The 16780-nt window shown below is 61.8% G+C and carries 17 protein-coding genes; 4 read left to right on the top strand and 13 right to left on the bottom strand.

Annotated features, from left to right (window positions below):
• Positions 1 to 42 precede the first annotated feature (42 nt).
• Complete coding sequence (gene metR / locus EGY12_RS08395) at positions 43 to 987, top strand: HTH-type transcriptional regulator MetR (RefSeq protein WP_123893127.1); 945 nt, start codon at positions 43 to 45, stop codon at positions 985 to 987.
• 36 nt (positions 988 to 1023) lie between these two features.
• On the opposite strand, the gene EGY12_RS08390 is transcribed toward metR, so the two are convergent.
• The gene (locus tag EGY12_RS08390; RefSeq protein ID WP_123893126.1) at positions 1024 to 1884 is read right to left on the bottom strand and encodes a carboxylate/amino acid/amine transporter; all 861 of its coding nucleotides are present in this window, start codon (positions 1882 to 1884) and stop codon (positions 1024 to 1026) included.
• A 151-nt stretch (positions 1885 to 2035) separates the two neighbouring features.
• Here EGY12_RS08390 and EGY12_RS08385 point away from each other — a divergent pair, with 151 nt between their 5' ends.
• Positions 2036 to 2365, top strand: coding sequence for a hypothetical protein (locus EGY12_RS08385; protein WP_123893125.1), 330 nt, complete (start codon positions 2036 to 2038; stop codon positions 2363 to 2365).
• Here EGY12_RS08385 and EGY12_RS08380 read toward each other — a convergent pair.
• The 12 genes from EGY12_RS08380 to EGY12_RS08325 form a co-directional block, all read right to left on the bottom strand.
• Positions 2346 to 3302, bottom strand: a complete 957-nt coding sequence (locus EGY12_RS08380) for an AEC family transporter (RefSeq protein ID WP_123893124.1) — start codon at positions 3300 to 3302, stop codon at positions 2346 to 2348. The two genes, EGY12_RS08385 and EGY12_RS08380, sit on opposite strands and share 20 nt — an antisense overlap.
• 60 nt (positions 3303 to 3362) lie before the next feature.
• Positions 3363 to 4100 carry a glycerophosphodiester phosphodiesterase gene (gene ugpQ, locus EGY12_RS08375; RefSeq protein WP_004934408.1) on the bottom strand — a complete coding sequence of 246 codons (738 nt, stop codon included), beginning with the start codon at positions 4098 to 4100 and terminating at the stop codon, positions 3363 to 3365.
• Positions 4100 to 5170, bottom strand: coding sequence for a sn-glycerol-3-phosphate import ATP-binding protein UgpC (locus EGY12_RS08370; RefSeq protein ID WP_123893123.1), 1071 nt, complete (start codon positions 5168 to 5170; stop codon positions 4100 to 4102). The genes ugpQ and EGY12_RS08370 overlap by 1 nt, the downstream gene beginning before the upstream one ends.
• Before the next feature lie 5 nt (positions 5171 to 5175).
• The gene (gene ugpE / locus EGY12_RS08365) at positions 5176 to 6021 is read right to left on the bottom strand and encodes a sn-glycerol-3-phosphate ABC transporter permease UgpE (RefSeq protein ID WP_123893122.1); all 846 of its coding nucleotides are present in this window, start codon (positions 6019 to 6021) and stop codon (positions 5176 to 5178) included.
• Complete coding sequence (gene ugpA / locus EGY12_RS08360; RefSeq protein WP_060441196.1) at positions 6018 to 6905, bottom strand: sn-glycerol-3-phosphate ABC transporter permease UgpA; 888 nt, start codon at positions 6903 to 6905, stop codon at positions 6018 to 6020. The genes ugpE and ugpA overlap by 4 nt, the downstream gene beginning before the upstream one ends.
• A gap of 78 nt (positions 6906 to 6983) precedes the next feature.
• Entirely contained in the window at positions 6984 to 8303 is a 1320-nt protein-coding gene (gene ugpB / locus EGY12_RS08355; protein ID WP_123893121.1) for a sn-glycerol-3-phosphate ABC transporter substrate-binding protein UgpB, read from the bottom strand.
• Positions 8304 to 8615: 312 nt separating this feature from the next.
• Positions 8616 to 9803 (bottom strand): PLP-dependent aminotransferase family protein, encoded by a 1188-nt coding sequence (locus tag EGY12_RS08350; RefSeq protein ID WP_123893120.1) that lies wholly within the window; start codon positions 9801 to 9803, stop codon positions 8616 to 8618.
• Positions 9804 to 9847: 44 nt separating this feature from the next.
• Entirely contained in the window at positions 9848 to 10549 is a 702-nt protein-coding gene (gene livF / locus EGY12_RS08345) for a high-affinity branched-chain amino acid ABC transporter ATP-binding protein LivF (RefSeq protein WP_123893119.1), read from the bottom strand.
• A gap of 1 nt (position 10550) precedes the next feature.
• Positions 10551 to 11321, bottom strand: coding sequence for a high-affinity branched-chain amino acid ABC transporter ATP-binding protein LivG (livG, locus tag EGY12_RS08340; RefSeq protein WP_123893118.1), 771 nt, complete (start codon positions 11319 to 11321; stop codon positions 10551 to 10553).
• On the bottom strand, positions 11318 to 12601 hold the full coding sequence (locus tag EGY12_RS08335; protein ID WP_123893117.1) for a high-affinity branched-chain amino acid ABC transporter permease LivM: 1284 nt from the start codon (positions 12599 to 12601) through the stop codon (positions 11318 to 11320). Before EGY12_RS08335 ends, livG begins: the two co-directional genes overlap by 4 nt.
• Positions 12598 to 13524, bottom strand: a complete 927-nt coding sequence (gene livH, locus EGY12_RS08330; RefSeq protein ID WP_015376290.1) for a high-affinity branched-chain amino acid ABC transporter permease LivH — start codon at positions 13522 to 13524, stop codon at positions 12598 to 12600. Before livH ends, EGY12_RS08335 begins: the two co-directional genes overlap by 4 nt.
• A 118-nt stretch (positions 13525 to 13642) precedes the next feature.
• Complete coding sequence (locus EGY12_RS08325; RefSeq protein ID WP_123893116.1) at positions 13643 to 14758, bottom strand: branched-chain amino acid ABC transporter substrate-binding protein; 1116 nt, start codon at positions 14756 to 14758, stop codon at positions 13643 to 13645.
• Positions 14759 to 15163: 405 nt separating this feature from the next.
• On the opposite strand from EGY12_RS08325, the gene panM reads away from it, so the two are divergent.
• Both panM and EGY12_RS08315 read left to right on the top strand, forming a co-directional pair.
• Positions 15164 to 15556, top strand: coding sequence for an aspartate 1-decarboxylase autocleavage activator PanM (gene panM, locus EGY12_RS08320; protein WP_123893115.1), 393 nt, complete (start codon positions 15164 to 15166; stop codon positions 15554 to 15556).
• Positions 15553 to 16770, top strand: a complete 1218-nt coding sequence (locus tag EGY12_RS08315) for a DUF3142 domain-containing protein (RefSeq protein WP_123893114.1) — start codon at positions 15553 to 15555, stop codon at positions 16768 to 16770. Before panM ends, EGY12_RS08315 begins: the two co-directional genes overlap by 4 nt.
• Positions 16771 to 16780 lie beyond the last annotated feature (10 nt).

Genomic DNA, 16780 nt, shown 5'->3' with positions numbered 1-16780 from the left:
ACCACAAGCGCAATTTATTCACTGTCAATGTGAAGGACTCTCATGATCGAACTGAAACATTTACGGACGCTGCAGGCCCTGCGCAACAGCGGTTCGCTGGCAGGGGCGGCGGCCCAACTTCATCAGACGCAGTCTGCCCTGTCGCACCAGTTCAGCGATCTTGAGCAACGTCTGGGCTTCAAGCTGTTCGTGCGCAAGAGTCAACCGCTGCGCTTCACCGCCCAGGGCGAGATCCTGCTGCAGCTGGCGGAACAGGTTCTGCCGCAGATCCAGCAGGCGCTGCAGGCCTGCCACGAGCCGCACCAGACCACGCTGCGCATCGCCATCGAATGCCACAGCTGCATTCAGTGGCTGACGCCGGCGCTGGACAACTTCCGCCGGCGTTTCCCGCAGGTGGTGATGGACTTCACCTCCGGTGTCACTTTCGATCCGCAGCCGGCCTTGCAACAGGGCGAGCTGGATCTGGTGATGACGTCGGATATTCTGCCGCGCAGCGGCCTGCACTATTCGCCGATGTTCGATTTCGAGGTGCGCCTGGTGCTGGCGCCAGATCATCCGCTGGCCGGCAAAACGCACATTGAGCCGGAAGATCTGAGCGATGAAACGCTGTTGATTTACCCGGTGCAACGCCAGCGGCTGGATATCTGGCGGCATTTCCTGCAGCCGGCGGGCGTTAGCCCGGCGTTGAAGAACGTCGATAACACGCTGCTGCTGATCCAGATGGTATCGGCGCGAATGGGGATTGCAGCGCTGCCGCACTGGGTGGTGGAGAGTTTCGAACAGCAGGGGCTGGTGGTGACCAAAACCCTGGGTGACGGCCTGTGGAGCCGCCTGTACGCCGCCGTGCGCGACGGTGAACAGCGCCAGGCAGTGACCGAAGCCTTTATCCGCTCGGCCCGCCAGCACGCCTGCGATCATCTGCCGTTTGTGCGCGACGCCGCACGCCCTGGCGCGACCGGCGCCAAAGCGTTGGCGGCCGGCGTATAAACTTTCGGGCCCCCCGGGCCGGGGTGGCCCGCCCGCTTAGCCGAGCTGTTTCGGCGCCACCCAGCGGCGATGCACCCACAGCGAAGCGACGATCACCGCCCCGCCGATGATAAAGCTCGGCCAATGCGGCTGCTGTTGCCAGATGGCCAGGTTGACCAACAACCCGGCCGGCACATGCATATTGTTCATGATACCGAGCGTGCCGGCATCCACCTGCGTCGCGCCGTAGTTCCACATGAAATAGCCCAGCCCCGACGCCACCACACCCAGCCAGATCAGCACGCCCCACTGCAGATTGGTGGTCGGCAGCTGCTGCGGATTGCCCCACAGGAACCAGGCCACCACCGCCACCGTCGCCGCCCCCAGGTAGAACCAGGAAAATGCAGTGTGCTGCGGCAAGGGGTGCACTTCCATCAGGCGCTTATAGCCGACCATGCCGATGGCGAAGCTGATGTTCGCCGCCTGCACCAACAGCAGCCCCCACCAGAAATGTTCGCTCAGCTGGTGATAGCGGATAATTGCCGCGCCCAGCACCGCCAGCAGCGCGCTGAAGACATAGCCCCAACGCAGGCGTCGGCCGCTCAGCAGGTCGTAAATCAGCGTGATGTACAGCGGCGTCAGCACGGTGAACAGCAGGAATTCCGGCACCGTCAGGTACAGATAGGCGCGGAAGCTGAACAGGTACATGATGCCCAGCTGGAAGGCGCCCACCAGCATATACAGCAGGATCACCTTGAGCTTGATATTGCGCCAGCGCAGAAACGGCAGAAACACCAGCGCCGCCAGCCCGATGCGCACCAGCGCCGAGAACCCGCTGTCGACATGGCCCGCCAGATACTCACCGATCAGGCTGAAAGAAAACGCCCACAGAATGGTGGTTATAACCAAAAGCAGCACGATGGGTTCACCCTAAAAAAACCGAAAGGGCGATTGTAACGGAAGATGCGCACCGCGGTGGCGAAAAGGCGGTTTACATATGAACAAAAGATAAACTACCAGCAAAATTTCACCGCTGGGTTAGGCTTAATAAAAAGGCGAGGTAACCATCATGAAAACTTCTCATATCCTGTTCGTCCTGCTGTGGCTGCCCGGCCTGGCTGCGGCGGCCAACGGCGTGACCGATCTGCGTTCACAGCAGCAGTTTCTCAACCAAAACAGCCAGCAGGCCCAGCAACAGCGCCTGTTGAACAATCGGCAAATGGACCAACGCCGCCTGCAGCAACAGCGGCAGTTCGACAATCAGCGGCAACAGCTGATGCAAACCACGCCGAACGGCGGGCAACTCCTGCCTAACGGCAATCAGCCGCGCGATCCGTTCAATCGCACTGCGCCGGCGGTGCCGCAGGCGCCGATGCCGGCTACACCCGCACGCCCATAACGGTGAGGATCAGCGGTGTGGTGATCGCCGCCAGCACGGTGGACATCACCAGGCTGGTGGCGGCCGGGCCGGTGAGCGTATTGAACTGACGCGACATCAGGTAAACGTTCACCCCCACCGCCATCGACCCCAGCAGCACCACGACCCGGGTCTCCATCGGCGGTAGGTCCATTATCCAGGCCAGCAGCCAAATCACTAACGGCTGTACCAGCAATTTCAGCACGCAGATGACACTGCTCAGCCGCCAGCCTTCACTGATTCGGTACTCGGCGAGCCCCATGCCCAGCACCACCAGCGACAGCGGCGCTGCCACCTGGCCGAGCATGCTGACCGGCCGATCGACGAAGGCCGGCAGCGGCAGGCCGGTCAGGCTGAACAGGGTGCCGGACAGAATGCCGACGATCAGCGGGTTGGTCAGCACGCTGCGCGCGGTTTTAACGAAACCGCTCAGCGTCGGCGAGCCGTTGCGCGCCCATTCGATCGATACCGTCACCAGCGTCCACAGGATCAGGCCGTTGAACACCAGCACCAGCGCCACCGACGGGATCGCCGCCTCCCCCAACATCACACCGGCGATCGGCAAACCGAGCATCACGTTATTGGAGAAAATACCGCCCAGCGCAAACACTGAACCGGAAACGCCATCCAATCGGAAGAGGTGCCGGGCGACAAGGCGGCCGAGCACGAACACGATCAGGCAGCTGCCGAAGAACGCGATCAGCAACCGGGCGTCGACCGCCGGGCGCTGCGAGAAGTCGCACATCATGCGAAACAGCATGGCGGGCAAGGCGAGGGAAAACACGAAGCGCGTCAGGCCATCGGTGATGCTGGAAGGCCATTCCCCCCAGCGAATCAGCCCATAACCCAACGCAATCAGGATGAACAGCGGTAAAGACAGCACGATCTGGTGCCACAGTGACAGGATAAAGCCAGGCATCGCATTCCTTCCGGTGGTGCGGCGGCAAGGCTTGTCGTCGCGGGATTCATCGGTGCCGGATTAAAACTCCGAGCCGATCAAATCTATCCGGTCGGTGCAAATGCAGTCAACGCCCCAGTCGAGCAGCAGGCGCGCGCGATCCGGCTGGTTGACGGTATACACCAAAATGCGCAGCCCGGCGTCTTTCAACGCTTTCACCCGCTCGGCGGTCAGCGCTTTGTGGTCGATATGCAGCGAGACGCAGTCCAGGCGTTCGGTCAGCTCGCGCCAGTTGTCGTCCCAGTCCTCGAGCAGCAGGCCACGCGGCAAATCCGGTACGGTGCGCTGCGCCGCCGCCAGCGCTTCTACCGAGAAGGAGGAAAGCAGCGGGTCGGTCTGCCCTTGCCACAGCAGCCGCGCCGCCAGCGCCACCACCCGGCCGGTTTCATCGTCGCTGCCGGTGGTCGGCTTGATCTCGATATTGGCCATCAGGCCGTGTTCCCGGCAGCGTTCCGCCACCTCCGACAACAGCGGCAACCGCTCGCCCTTGAAGGCCGAGCTGTACCAGTTGCCGGCGTCCAGCTGCACCAGTTTGTCCCACGGCAGTTCGCCCGCCACGCCCCAGCCGTTGCTGGTGCGATCCAGCGTATCGTCGTGCAGCAGGAAAATTTGCCCGTCTTGCGCCAGCTTGGCGTCGAACTCGATCATCTTGTGGCCGTGGCGCGCGCCGACGTCGATCGCCGCCAGGGTGTTTTCCGGCGCCAGAGAACCGCCGCCGCGGTGGGCGACGATATGAGGGTAAGGCCAGGGTCTAGTCATCAATCCATCCGTAATCCGCTGTGGGTATCAAAGAAGTGCAGCGCCTGAGCAGGCAGCTGCAAATATAGCGTACTGCCCGCCGCCGGCAAGGTTTCATGCGACAGTCGCGCGATCACCCCGTGGCCGCCCCACTGGCCGTGCGCCAAATTGTCGGCCCCCAGCAGTTCCAGCGTCTGCAACTGCAGCGGCACGCCCTGGCCTTGCGCTACCAGTTGAATATGCTCCGGCCGAATGCCCAACGTCAACTGCCGCCCTGCCCACTGCGGTTTGGCTGCCGGCAACGGCAGCACCATACCGTCCGCCAGCAGCAGCTGGCCGCCGTCGGCACTGAGGGTGCCGGGCAAGAGGTTCATCGCCGGCGATCCGATAAAGCTAGCGACAAACAGCGAAGCCGGCCGCTGATACACTTCGCTCGGGGTACCGATCTGCTCCGCCACGCCCTTGTTCATTACGATGACCCGCTGCGCCAGCGTCATCGCCTCCACCTGATCGTGGGTCACGTACAGGCTGGTGGTTTTCAGACGACGATGCAGCTGTTGCAGCTCCAGGCGCATCTGCACCCGCAGCTTGGCGTCCAGATTGGACAGCGGCTCATCGAACAGGAATACCGCCGGTTCGCGCACGATGGCGCGCCCCATCGCCACGCGCTGGCGCTGGCCGCCGGAAAGCTCGCGCGGTTTGCGTTTGAGCAGCGGCTCCAGCTCCAGGATGCGCGCCGCCTCCTCCACCCGCTGGCGGATATGATCCTTGCCGAAACCGCGGATCTTGAGGCCGTAGGCCATGTTGTCGTACACGCTCATGTGCGGATAGAGCGCGTAGTTCTGGAACACCATCGCGATGCCGCGATCCTTGGGCTCCAGATCGGTCACGCGCCGGGTATCGATATAGATATCGCCGCTGGTGGTGCGTTCCAGTCCGGCCACCATCCGCAGCAGCGTGGATTTGCCGCAGCCGGACGGGCCGACCATCACGATGAATTCGCCGTCCGCCACATCGAGGTCGATCTGTTTGATCACCGGCGTTTTACCGTCGTAAGACTTGGTGACCGCCTGTAGTTTTAATCCTGCCATCGTCGTTATTTCTCGCTATCAACCAGACCGCGCACAAACCAGCGCTGCATCAGAAGCACCACCGCCAGCGGTGGCAATAAAGTCAGAATCATCGCCGCCATCACCTGGTTCCACTGGGTCGGCGCGCCGGAAGTGGAGATCATGCTCTTGATGCCCGCCACCGCGGTGCCCATCGAGACGTCGCTGGTGATCAGGATCGGCCACAGGTATTGGTTCCAGCCGTAGATAAAGGTGATGACGAACAGCGCCGCCAGATTGGTTTTCGACAGCGGCAGCACGATGTCCCAGAAGAAACGCATCGGCCCGGCGCCGTCGATGCGCGCCGCCTCCAGCAGCTCATCCGGCAGCGTCATGAAGAACTGGCGCAGCAGGAAGGTCGCGGTGGCCGAGGCCATCAGCGGCAGCGTCAGGCCGGTGTAGCTGTCCAGCAGGTTGAGGTTGGAGATCACCTCCACCGTCGGGAAAATACGCACCTCCACCGGCAGCATCAGGGTGAGGAAAATCAGCCAGAAGAACAGGCTGCGCAGCGGAAAGCGGAAGTACACGATGGCGTAAGCCGACAGCACCGACACCGCGATCTTGCCGAAGGTGATCGCCAGCGCCATGATCACGCTGTTCAGCAGCAGCAGCGAGAACGGCACCTTGAGGTTGCCCACGCCGCCCTGCCAGATATTGCGGATGTTCTCCCACAGGTGGCCGCCGGGCACCAGCGTCATCGGCACCTGAAACACCTGTTTGTCGTCCAGCGTGGCGGCGACAAAGGCCACGTACAGCGGGAACAGCACCACCAGCACGCCGATAATCAGCATCACATGGCTGAAGATATCCAGCCCGCGTCGATTCTCAATCATTGATAGCGCACCTTACGTTCAACAAAGCGGAACTGGATCACCGTCAGGCCGATCACCAGCAGCATCAGGATCACCGACTGCGCGGCAGAGCTGGAGAGATCCAATCCGGCGAAGCCCTCGCGGTAGATCTTGTAGATCAACGTGGTGGTGGACTGCACCGGCCCGCCGCCGGTGGCGGCGTCGATCACCGGGAAGGTATCGAAGAAGGCGTACACCAGATTGACCACCAGCAGGAAGAAGCTCACCGGCGCGATCAGCGGCAGCACCAGATGGAAGAAACGCCGCACCGGGCCGGCGCCGTCGATGGCCGCCGCCTCCACCAGCGAGCGCGGGATCGACTGCAGCGCCGCGAGGAAAAACAGGAAGTTATAGCTTATCTGCTGCCATACCGAGGCCAGCACCACCAGAAACATCGCCTGGCCGCTGTTTTGCGCATGGTTCCAGTTATAGCCCAGCCCGTTGAGGAAATGGGTGATCAACCCCAGGCCGGGGTTGAACAGAAAGATCCACAGCACCGCCGCCACCGCCGGCGCCACCGCATAGGGCAGGATCATCAGCGTGCGATAGAGGCGGCTGCCGCGCAGCACATAGTCCACCAGCGCGGCAAAGAACAGCGACACCGTCAGCCCGATGCCTGCCACCAGGAAGCTGAAGATCAGCGTGGTGTAGAACGAGTCGAGGTAGTAAGGATCCTGGAACAGCTGCTTAAAGTTATCCAGCCCGACAAACTGGCTGGACAGGCCGAACGGATCGAGGCTCTGCACCGAATACCACAGCGCCTCGCCGGCGGGCCATAAAAAGAAGACGGCGGTAATCAGCAGTTGCGGCAGCACCAACGCATAGGGCAACCAGCTGCAGCCGAAACCGGGACGGGAAGATGACATAGCAGTTAAACCATTAATCGGGTACGGAAGGATCGGCGTGAAGACGCGAGCCCGATCGGACGGGCCCGCGACGCAGGGTTACTTGGTTGATGCTTCGAAACGACGCAGCAATGCGTCACCGCGCTGCACGGCGGCGTCCAACGCCTGCTGAGGCGTTTTCTTACCGGTCCACACGCCTTCCAGCTCCTCATCCACCACGCTGCGGATCTGCGGCATGTTGCCCAGACGCAGGCCCTTGGTGAACGGCAACGGCGGCTTGTTCAGCATCTGGCGAGTGGCGACGTCGGCACCCGGGTTCTTGTCGTAGAAGCCCTGCTGCTTGGTCAGATCGTAAGCCGCGGTGGTGATCGGCAGATAGCCGGTCTTCTGGTGCCATTCGGCGGCGATTTCCGGCTGCGCCAGGTACTGCAGGAACTCGGCCACGCCCTTGTAGGTGGCGGCGTCTTTGCCGTTCATCACCCACAGGCTGGCCCCACCGATGATGGCGTTCTGCGGCGCGTTTTTCGCGTCGGCGTCGTATGGCATCATGCCGACGCCGTAGTTGAATTTGGCGTAGTGCTTGATGTCCGCCAGCGAACCGGAAGAAGCGGTGGTGATGGCGCAGTCGCCGTTATAAAACTTCTCGGTGGATTCGTCTTTGCGGCCGAAATAGGTGAAGTCGCCCTTCTTGTTCATCGCCTCCAGCAGCTCGATGTGCTTGACCTGCAGCGGCTTGTTGAACTCCAGCTTGGCGTTGGTGCCGCCGAACCCGTTGTTTTCGCTGGCGAACGGCACGCCGTGCCAGGCGCTGAAGTTCTCCAGCTGGATCCAGCCCTGCCAGCCGCTGGCGTAGCCGCACTTCATGCCGGCCTCACGCAGCTTGGCGGTATCCGCCGCCAGCTCCTGCCAGGTTTTCGGCGGCTGGTCCGGGTTCAGGCCGGCCTTCTTGAAGGCGTCTTTGTTGTAGTACAGCACCGGCGTGGAGCTGTTGAATGGCTGAGACAGCAGATGGCCGCTCTTGTTGTCGGTGTAATAGCCGGCTACCGTCGGCACGAACACCGACTCGTCGAAGTTGATGCCGGCCTCTTTAAACACTTCGTAGACCGGTTTGATGGCCTTGCTGGCCATCATGGTGGCAGTGCCCACCTCGTAAACCTGCAGGATCGCCGGCGCCTTGCCGGAGCGGTAAGCGGCGATGCCCGCCGCCAGGCTCTGTTCGTAGTTGCCTTTATAAACCGGCACAATCTTGACGTCGCTATGCGACTGGTTGAAGCGATCCGCCAGGGAATCCACTTCCTTACCCAGTTCGCCTTCCATCGAATGCCAGAACGGGATCTCGGTCGCCGCCAGCGCCTGAGTGCTGACCGCCAGGGTCAACGCGACGCACAGCGTGGTTTTGCGAATAGCGTAGGTGAGCATGCCTAACTCCTGAAAAAAGCTGGTGTAAAAGCGCGTGAGCGAAAAGAATCAATTCTTGATGAGGGAGTGCCCCCTATAGCTTTCGAGTTGCAGCAAGGCGGCAACCTGCTGGCACCCTGGAGCTTAGCTAACTAAGTGACAGGGGGGCAGCCGGGCAGCCAACAACGCTGCGGCTCGAAAGATGACGGGGGATAACATGCCATGCGCGGATGACAGAAAAATAACCGTTACATGACAGCCACATGACGGCAAGGTGAAGTGAAGATGGCGGTTTGATGTCGGCGGCGGGCATGGGCTCCGCCGCCGCGAGGATTACAGCGAACGGCGCAGACGCGCCACCGCTTCCTGCATCTGCTGTTCGGTGGCGGTGGCGAACGACAGGCGGAAGGTCGAACGATCCGGGTTGTCGGAGAAGAAGTATTCCCCCGGCACGAACACCACGCCCTGCTGCAGCGTGGTGTTCAGCCATTCGGTGGCGTTGAACGGCTGGCGGAAACGCGCCCACAGGAACATGCCGCCCTTCGGTTTATCGAAGGTGATGTAGTCGCCCAGCTCCTGCTCCACCAAACCGGCCAGGATCTCGCCCTTCTGTTTGTAGGCGGCGCGGATCTTGTCGATCTGCGCCGGCAGGCGGCCCAGGCCGAGGTAGCATTCGACGATGCTCTGCGACAGCGCGCTGGCGTGCAGATCCGCCGCCTGCTTGATGATCGCCACTTTATGCAGCAGGAACGGCGGCAGGATCGCCCAGCCCAACCGCAGGCCCGGCGCCAGGATCTTGGAGAAGGTCGAGGTATAGATAATGTGGTCGGTGTTGCCCAGCACCCGCTGTGACACCTGATGCAGCGTCGGGTGGCGCTCTTCGGTGAAACGCAGCTCGCCGTACGGATCGTCTTCGATGATCAGGAAGTTATGCTCGGCGGCCAGCTTCACCAGCAGTTCGCGGCGCGCGGCGCTCAGGGTGATGCCGCTGGGGTTACCGAAGTTCGGCACCACGTACACACCCTTGATGCGCTGGGTTTTCAGCAGCTCGGCCAGCTCTTCCACCACCATGCCGTCGCTGTCGGACGAGACCGACATGATGTTGGCTTCCGCCAGCTCCAACGTTTGCAGCGCCGCCAGGTAGGTCGGGCGCTCCACCACGAACACGTCGCCGGGGTTGACGATGGCGCGCATCACCAAATCCAATGCCTGCTGCGAGCCGGCGGTGACCATCACCTCTTCTGCGCGCGCGGTGACGCCGCGCTCGGCGCACAGCGCGCAAATGCGCTCACGCAGCAGCGGGCTGCCTTCGGTCAGACCGTATTGGAACGCGCTTTTCGGCTGTTCGGTGATCGCCTGCTGCGTGGCGATGCTCAGCCCTTCGAAATCAAACAGCGCATCAGAGGGGATGCCGCCCGCCAGCGAAATGACGTGTTCCATCTTGCTGTGTTTAAGCAATTCACGGATGGCCGAACTTTTTACGTTAACGATGCGCTGCGCGAGTAACCCTTCTGTCTTCATCTCTTCTTCTCGTACCTGATTATTTTAATTCGTAGGGGGGCGGATTAACCGCCCAGATACGCCGACCTCACTGCTTCGTTGGCTAACAGTGCAGCCCCCGTATCTTCCAACACCACGCGGCCGTTTTCCAGCACATAACCGCGGTCCGCCAATTTCAGCGCCTGATTGGCGTTTTGCTCCACCAGGAAGATGGTCATCCCCTCTTCCCGCAGCTGCTGAATGATGTCGAAAATCTGCTGGATGATGATGGGCGCCAGCCCGAGCGAGGGCTCGTCGAGCAGCAGCAGCTTCGGCTGGCTCATCAGCGCGCGGCCGATGGCCAACATCTGCTGCTCGCCGCCGGACATGGTGCCGGCGCGCTGGCTTCGGCGCTCCAGCAGGCGCGGAAACAGAGCGAACACCCGTTCGATGCGCTGCTGATATTGGTGACGATCGGCGAAGAAGCCGCCCATCGCCAGGTTTTCTTCCACCGTCATACGCGAGAAGACGCGCCGCCCTTCAGGAACGATCGCCACCGCTTCGCGCATGATGCGCGAGGTTTGCCACTGGGTGATGTCCTGCCCCTGGAAGACGATGCTGCCTTCGCTGGCGCGCGGTTCGCCGCACAGGGTGCCGAGCAGCGTGGTTTTACCGGCGCCGTTGGCGCCGATTAACGTCACGATTTCGCCCTGACTAATCGTAAGACTGACCTGATGCAGCGCCTGAATTTTGCCGTAATGGGCGGATACCTGATTAAATGACAACATATTATTCTTCGCCCAAATAAGCCCGGATCACGTCCGGGTTGTTGCGGATCTCCGCCGGTGTGCCCTGCGCCAGCGGCGTACCCTGATTCACCACGTAAATGCGGTCGGAAATGCCCATCACCAGTTTCATGTCGTGCTCGATCAGCAGTACCGAGACCTTATGCCGATCGCGCAGCTCGACGATCAGGTGATCCAGCTCGTCGGTCTCTTTCGGGTTGAGGCCGGCGGCCGGTTCATCCAACATCAGCAGCTCAGGCCGGGTCACCATGCAGCGGGCGATCTCCAGCCGCCGCTGCTGCCCATAGGCCAGGTTGCCCGCCGAACGGTTGGCCATCTCCAGCAGGCCGACGCGCTCCAGCCACTCCGCCGCGCGCGCCAGCGCCTCGGCTTCGGCGCGGCGGAAGGCCGGGGTTTTCAACAGCCCGGCGAACACGCCGCTTTTCAGGTGCTGATGCTGCGCCACCAGCAAGTTCTCGATCACCGTCATTTCACGGAACAGCCGCACGTGCTGGAAGGTGCGTACCACGCCCATACGGGCGATGGCCTGCCCCGCCAACCCTTCCAGATGACGATCGCGCAATTTGATGGTGCCGCCGGTCGGGCGGTAAAAACCGGTCAGACAGTTGAACACCGTGGTCTTACCGGCGCCATTGGGGCCGATCAACGACACGATTTCACCTTCGTTCAGCGTCAATGCCACGTTGTTGACCGCCAGCAGCCCGCCGAAACGCATCGACAGGCCCTCCACCTGCAGTAAAGGTTGAACGTTCATGCCTGTTCCCCCTTGCCCGCGTGAATATCCGCCGCCTGCAGCTTCAACTGCGGCCGCTTCATCGGCAACAGCCCCTGCGGCCGCCAAATCATCATCAGCACCATCAGCGCACCCAGCAGCAACATGCTGTATTCATTCAGATCGCGCATCAGCTCGCGCGACACCACCAGCAGGATCGCCGCCAGAATGACCGCGAACTGCGAGCCCATGCCCCCCAGTACGACGATCGCCAGTACGAAGGCCGATTCGACGAAGGTGAAGGATTCCGGGCTGACAAACCCCTGGCGCGCGGCGAACAGCGTGCCGGCAAATCCGGCGAAAGCGGCGCTGATGGTAAAAGCGGTCAGCTTGATGCGCGTCGGGCTGAGGCCCAGCGAGCGGCAGGCGATCTCGTCTTCACGCAGCGCTTCCCAGGCGCGCCCCAGCGGCATGCGCAGCAGACGGTTGATGACGAACAGCGTCAGCACCACCAGTAGCAGCGCCACCAGGTACAGGAACACGATGCGATCGCTCGGATCGTATTTCAGGCCGAAGAAGTTATGGAAGGTATCCCAACCGCCGTCGCGCACGCTGCGGTTGAACTCCAGGCCGAAGAAGGTCGGTTTCGGGATCTGGCTGATGCCGTTCGGCCCGCCGGTGATCTCGGTATTGTTCAGCAGCAGGATGCGCACGATCTCACCGAAGCCGAGCGTCACGATCGCCAGATAGTCGCCGCGCAGCCGTAGCACCGGGAAACCGAGCAGGAAGCCGAAGGCGGCGGTGACGATGCCCGCCAGCGGCAGGCTCTCCCAGAAGCCGAAGCCGTAATAGTGATTCAACAGCGCGTAGGTGTAGGCGCCGATGGCGTAGAAACCGCCGTAACCGAGCACCAGCAGACCGGACAAGCCCACCACCACGTTGAGGCCGAGGCCCAACATCACATAGATCAGCGTCAAGGTGGCGATATCCACCGTGCCGCGCGACACCAGGAACGGCCAGGCGACCGCCGCGACGATGAGCAGAGCCGCCAGCAGCTTTTGCCGCGGCGTGGTGCCGTCGAAGCTTGGCAGCACGAACGCCGGGCCGGAGACTTTTTTCAGCCCCTGCTGCATCAGCGGGCGCAACAGCTGGAAGAAAAAGACGATGACGCAGCCGATGCCGATCCACATCCAGCGCACTTCCGCCGCGCCGTGCACCACCAGCTTGGTGCCGTCCAGGCTGAGCTGCATGCCCATCAGGAATGACGCCATCACGAACAGCACCGCCGTGGCGATCAGCGCATTAAGCAGATTGAGTTTCATACTTTCTCAACCTCCGGACGCCCAAGGATGCCGGTCGGCATGATCAGCAGCACCACGATCAGCAACGCAAACGACACCACGTCTTTGTATTCGGTGCTGAGGTAGGCGGAGGTCAGCGCTTCCGCCACGCCCAGCACCAGACCGCCGATCATCGCGCCGGGAATGCTGCCGATGCCGCCCAGAACAGCAGCGGTGAAGGCTTTCATACCGGCCATAAAGCCGATGTAAGGGTTGATGACGCCATAAAACTGGCCGAGCAATACCCCTGCCACCGCCGCCATTACCGCACCGATGACGAAGGTCAGCGAGATCACCCGGTCAGTGTTGATGCCCAGCAGGCTGGCCATCTTCAGGTCTTCTGCACAGGCGCGGCAGGCGCGGCCCATGCGCGAATAGCGAATAAACAGCGTCAGCGCCAGCATCGCCAGGAAGGTCACGAGCCAGATGGTCAGCTGCATGGTGCTGATGGTGGCGGCGAAGCCGTTGCTTTCCCCCAATACCCACTGGCCGGTCACCAGACTGGGCAGCGCCAGATCGCGTGAGCCCTGCGTCAGGCTGACGTAGTTTTGCAGGAATATCGACATGCCGATGGCCGAGATCAGCGCAATCAGGCGCTTGGAGTTGCGCACCGGCTTGTAGGCCACCCGCTCGATGCTCCAGCCGTAGGCGCTGGCGATGACGATCGAGACCAGAAACGCGGCACCGATCAGCAGCCAGCCGACGTCGATGCCGAGCATCATCAGGGCGGCGATGACGATAAAGGAGACATAGCTGCCGATCATGTACACCTCGCCGTGGGCGAAGTTGATCATGCCGATGATGCCGTAAACCATGGTGTAACCGATGGCGATCAATGCATAGGTGCTGCCCAACGTTAAGCCGTTGAACATCTGCTGCAGAAAATAGAGGAGCTGCTCTGACATACTCTGAACCCTTGGCTGCGAAACCCGCCGGCGGAGGAACCGGCGGGTAAAGGGAGACGGGGCCGGCAAGCCGACCCGCCGGGCGCAGCGGGCTGCGCCCCACCCTAATCATTATGGCTTATTTGATCGGTGTGGATGTGCCGTTGGCATGCCACTCGAACACGCCGAACTCGAAGCCCTTCAGGTCGCCCTTGTCATCCCAACTCAGCGGCCCCATCACGGTGTCTACCGGCTTGCCGGTTTTCAGATCCTTGACGATGTCCGCCGGTTCCTGGCTGCCGCTGCGCTCCATGCCGGTGGTCAGCGACTGCAGCGCGGCATAGGTGGTCCAGACGAACGGGCCGGTCGGATCCAGCTTCTTGGCTTTCAATGCATCGACGATCGGCTGGTTGGCAGGCACCTGATCGTAGCGTTTCGGCAGCGTCACCAACATGCCTTCCGAAGCAGCCCCGGCGATGTTGGACAGCGAAGAGTTACCCACGCCTTCCGGCCCCATGAAGCGGGTGGTCAACCCGGCCTGTTTGGCCTGACGCAGGATCTGGCCCATTTCCGGGTAGTAGCCGCCAAAGTACACGAAGTCGATATTCTCTTTTTTCAGGCGCGCCACCAGGGTAGAGAAGTCTTTGTCGCCGGCGGTGATGCCTTCGAACATCGCCACCTCGGCGCCCTGTTTTTTCAGGCTGTCGCGCACCGAGCGCGCCAGGCCTTCGCCGTATTGCTGCTTGTCGTGCACCACGGCGATACGCTTCGGCTTGATGTCGCTGAGGATGTATTTGGCGGCGGTCGGCCCCTGATCCGAGTCCAGACCGGTGGTACGCAGGATCATCTTGTAGCCGCGGGTAGTCAGATCGGCGTTGGTGGCCGCCGGGGTAATCATGATCACGCCTTCGTCTTCATAGATATCGGACGCCGGCTGGGTGGAAGAGGAGCACAGGTGGCCGATCACGTAGCGAATGCCGTCGTTGATCACCTTGTTGGCGACCGCTACCGCCTGTTTCGGATCGCAGGCGTCGTCGTATTCCACGCCGACCAGCTTGTCGCCCTTGATGCCGCCCTTGGCGTTGATGTCGGCAATCGCCTGGCGCGCGCCGGTAAACTCCATGTCGCCATACTGCGCGACCGGGCCGGACATCGCCCCGACGATCGCCACCTTGATGTCTTTCGCCATGGCCGCCTGGCTCATGGCCATCGCAATACAACCCGCCAGCAGTGCCTTACCTGTTGTTAATTTCATCCGCAAATCCCCATCTGTCGTTGTGAACGTACCTGTTGTGTTTGCCTGCGCCCGCTCGTTATTGACCGCTTTTGTTATAAGTAATAATGATTTAGGCGTTTTTCAGGCATTATTTTCTAATAAGACTTTATTTTTCATGCCATTAAACAGGAATTTTCTTCTGCAAATCAACTTCATCAGGCAGAAACAAGCGGTGTAAACAGGATAAAATTCGAATTAAATCTGCGCTGTTTACCTTGAGGCGTAGCGCGTTGTGCTGGTTAACAATCCGTTTACTAACTATTTACTCGGAAAATGCCCCGTGCAAAAAACATATTGCACAGTAATCGTACAGAAAAACTTACACAACGCTCTGCACAAGATCTATTACACTGTCGGCATCATTTAGCTGCGCGGAAATTCTGCATGAAACTGACCATTGAGCGCCTGACTGCGCTGTCCCCGCAAGACCTTATCGACCTAGGCAAAATTTGGCCGCACCAGCAGCCTGAGCAGTGGCAGAGCTGGCTGAGCGACGGTAAGGCGCTGTTCGCCGCCCGTTTCAACGAGCGCCTACTGGGCGCAGTGAAAATTGCGCTGCAGGACGACCGTGCCGAACTGCAGGACCTGCTGGTGCGCGAAGTGACGCGCCGCCGCGGCGTCGGCCTCTATCTGGTGCAGGATGCGCAGCGTCAGCTGCCGCAGGTCGCCCGCTGGCAGCTGTCGACCGCCGGCCTGGCGCCGCGCGAACGTGGGGAAGTCGATAACTTCATGCGTGCCTGCGGCTTCGCACCGCAGGGCGATCTCTGGCAGAAATGAAACGCCGGCTGGCGGCGCTGGCCTTGATTGCGCTGGGGCTGGCGGCCGCGTTCCTCGGGCACCAGCAGGCGCTGCGCCTGACCTCAGGCTGGGATCAGCAGGTTTATGTCTGGCAGCGGGTTTGGACACCGCAGCACGCTGATGCGCTGGCGCACAGCCGCGATCTGTTCGACGAGCTGCGGGTGCTGGCGCTGCAGGTGCATCCGCGCGAAGGCTGGCGGGAAATCCCGGCCGATCTCAGCCTGCTGAGACAGGACGGCCGCCCGCTCTGGCTGGTAGCGCGCCTTGACGGCCAGCTGCCGCAGCTGGACCAGGCGGCCATTATCCAGCGTCTGCTGGCGCTCACTCAGCGTTGGCAAGCGGCCGGGTTGTCCGTCACCGGCGTCGAGATCGATCATGACGCCGCCACCGCCCGCCTGCCGGACTACCAACGCTTTCTGCAACGGCTGCGCCAACGGTTGCCCGCTGCTTTGCAACTCGGCATTACCGCCCTGCCGGCCTGGATAGGCTCGCCCGCCCTGCCCGGCGTACTGCAACAGGCCGATAGTTCCGTCCTGCAGGTGCATGCGGTGCTCTCGCCGCAGCAGGGGCTGTTTGACGGCCCCTTAGCGCTGCGCTGGGTGCGGCAGTACGCCACCGTTACACCGAAGCCGTTTCGCATCGCGCTGCCGGCCTATGGTATGGCGCTGCTGGGTTTTGATGCGCAGGGCGCGCAGGTGGAGAGCGAATCCTCGCTGCGCGTGGCGGGCAACGGCCGCGAACTGACGGTCGCGCCGCAGCAGATCGCCGATTTTCTGCAAACGCTGGCGCAGCAAACGCCGCCCCGGCTACGCGGCATTATCTGGTTCCGCTTGCCGCTGGCGGACGATCGGCGCGCCTGGTCGCTCGCCACGCTGCGAGCGGTGATCGAACGGCGGCCGCTGAACGTCGACTGGCAGGTAAAATTTAGGCCTCAACCACAGCAAAACGGGTTGTATGATCTGATAATTCAGAACAACGGGCCGGTGGACGCCCCGCTGCCGCAAGAGGTGATCATCCGTGCCGACGACTGCCTGGCAGCGGACGCGGTCGGCAACTACCGGCTGGAATCCGCCCCACAACGGCAACGCTTTATTCGCATCAGCAGCGACCAGCTGCGCGCCGGGCAATCCCGGCCGCTGGGCTGGCTGCGCTGCCAACAACTGACGCCAGGAGGCGCCCTTGTCACACCTTGATACGCGCGCG

The sequence above is a fragment of the Serratia sp. FDAARGOS_506 genome (genome assembly GCF_003812745.1).
GTDB lineage: Bacteria > Pseudomonadota > Gammaproteobacteria > Enterobacterales > Enterobacteriaceae > Serratia.
Note: the sequence above shows the minus strand (reverse complement) of the source record. Positions and strands in the feature narration are given on the sequence as shown.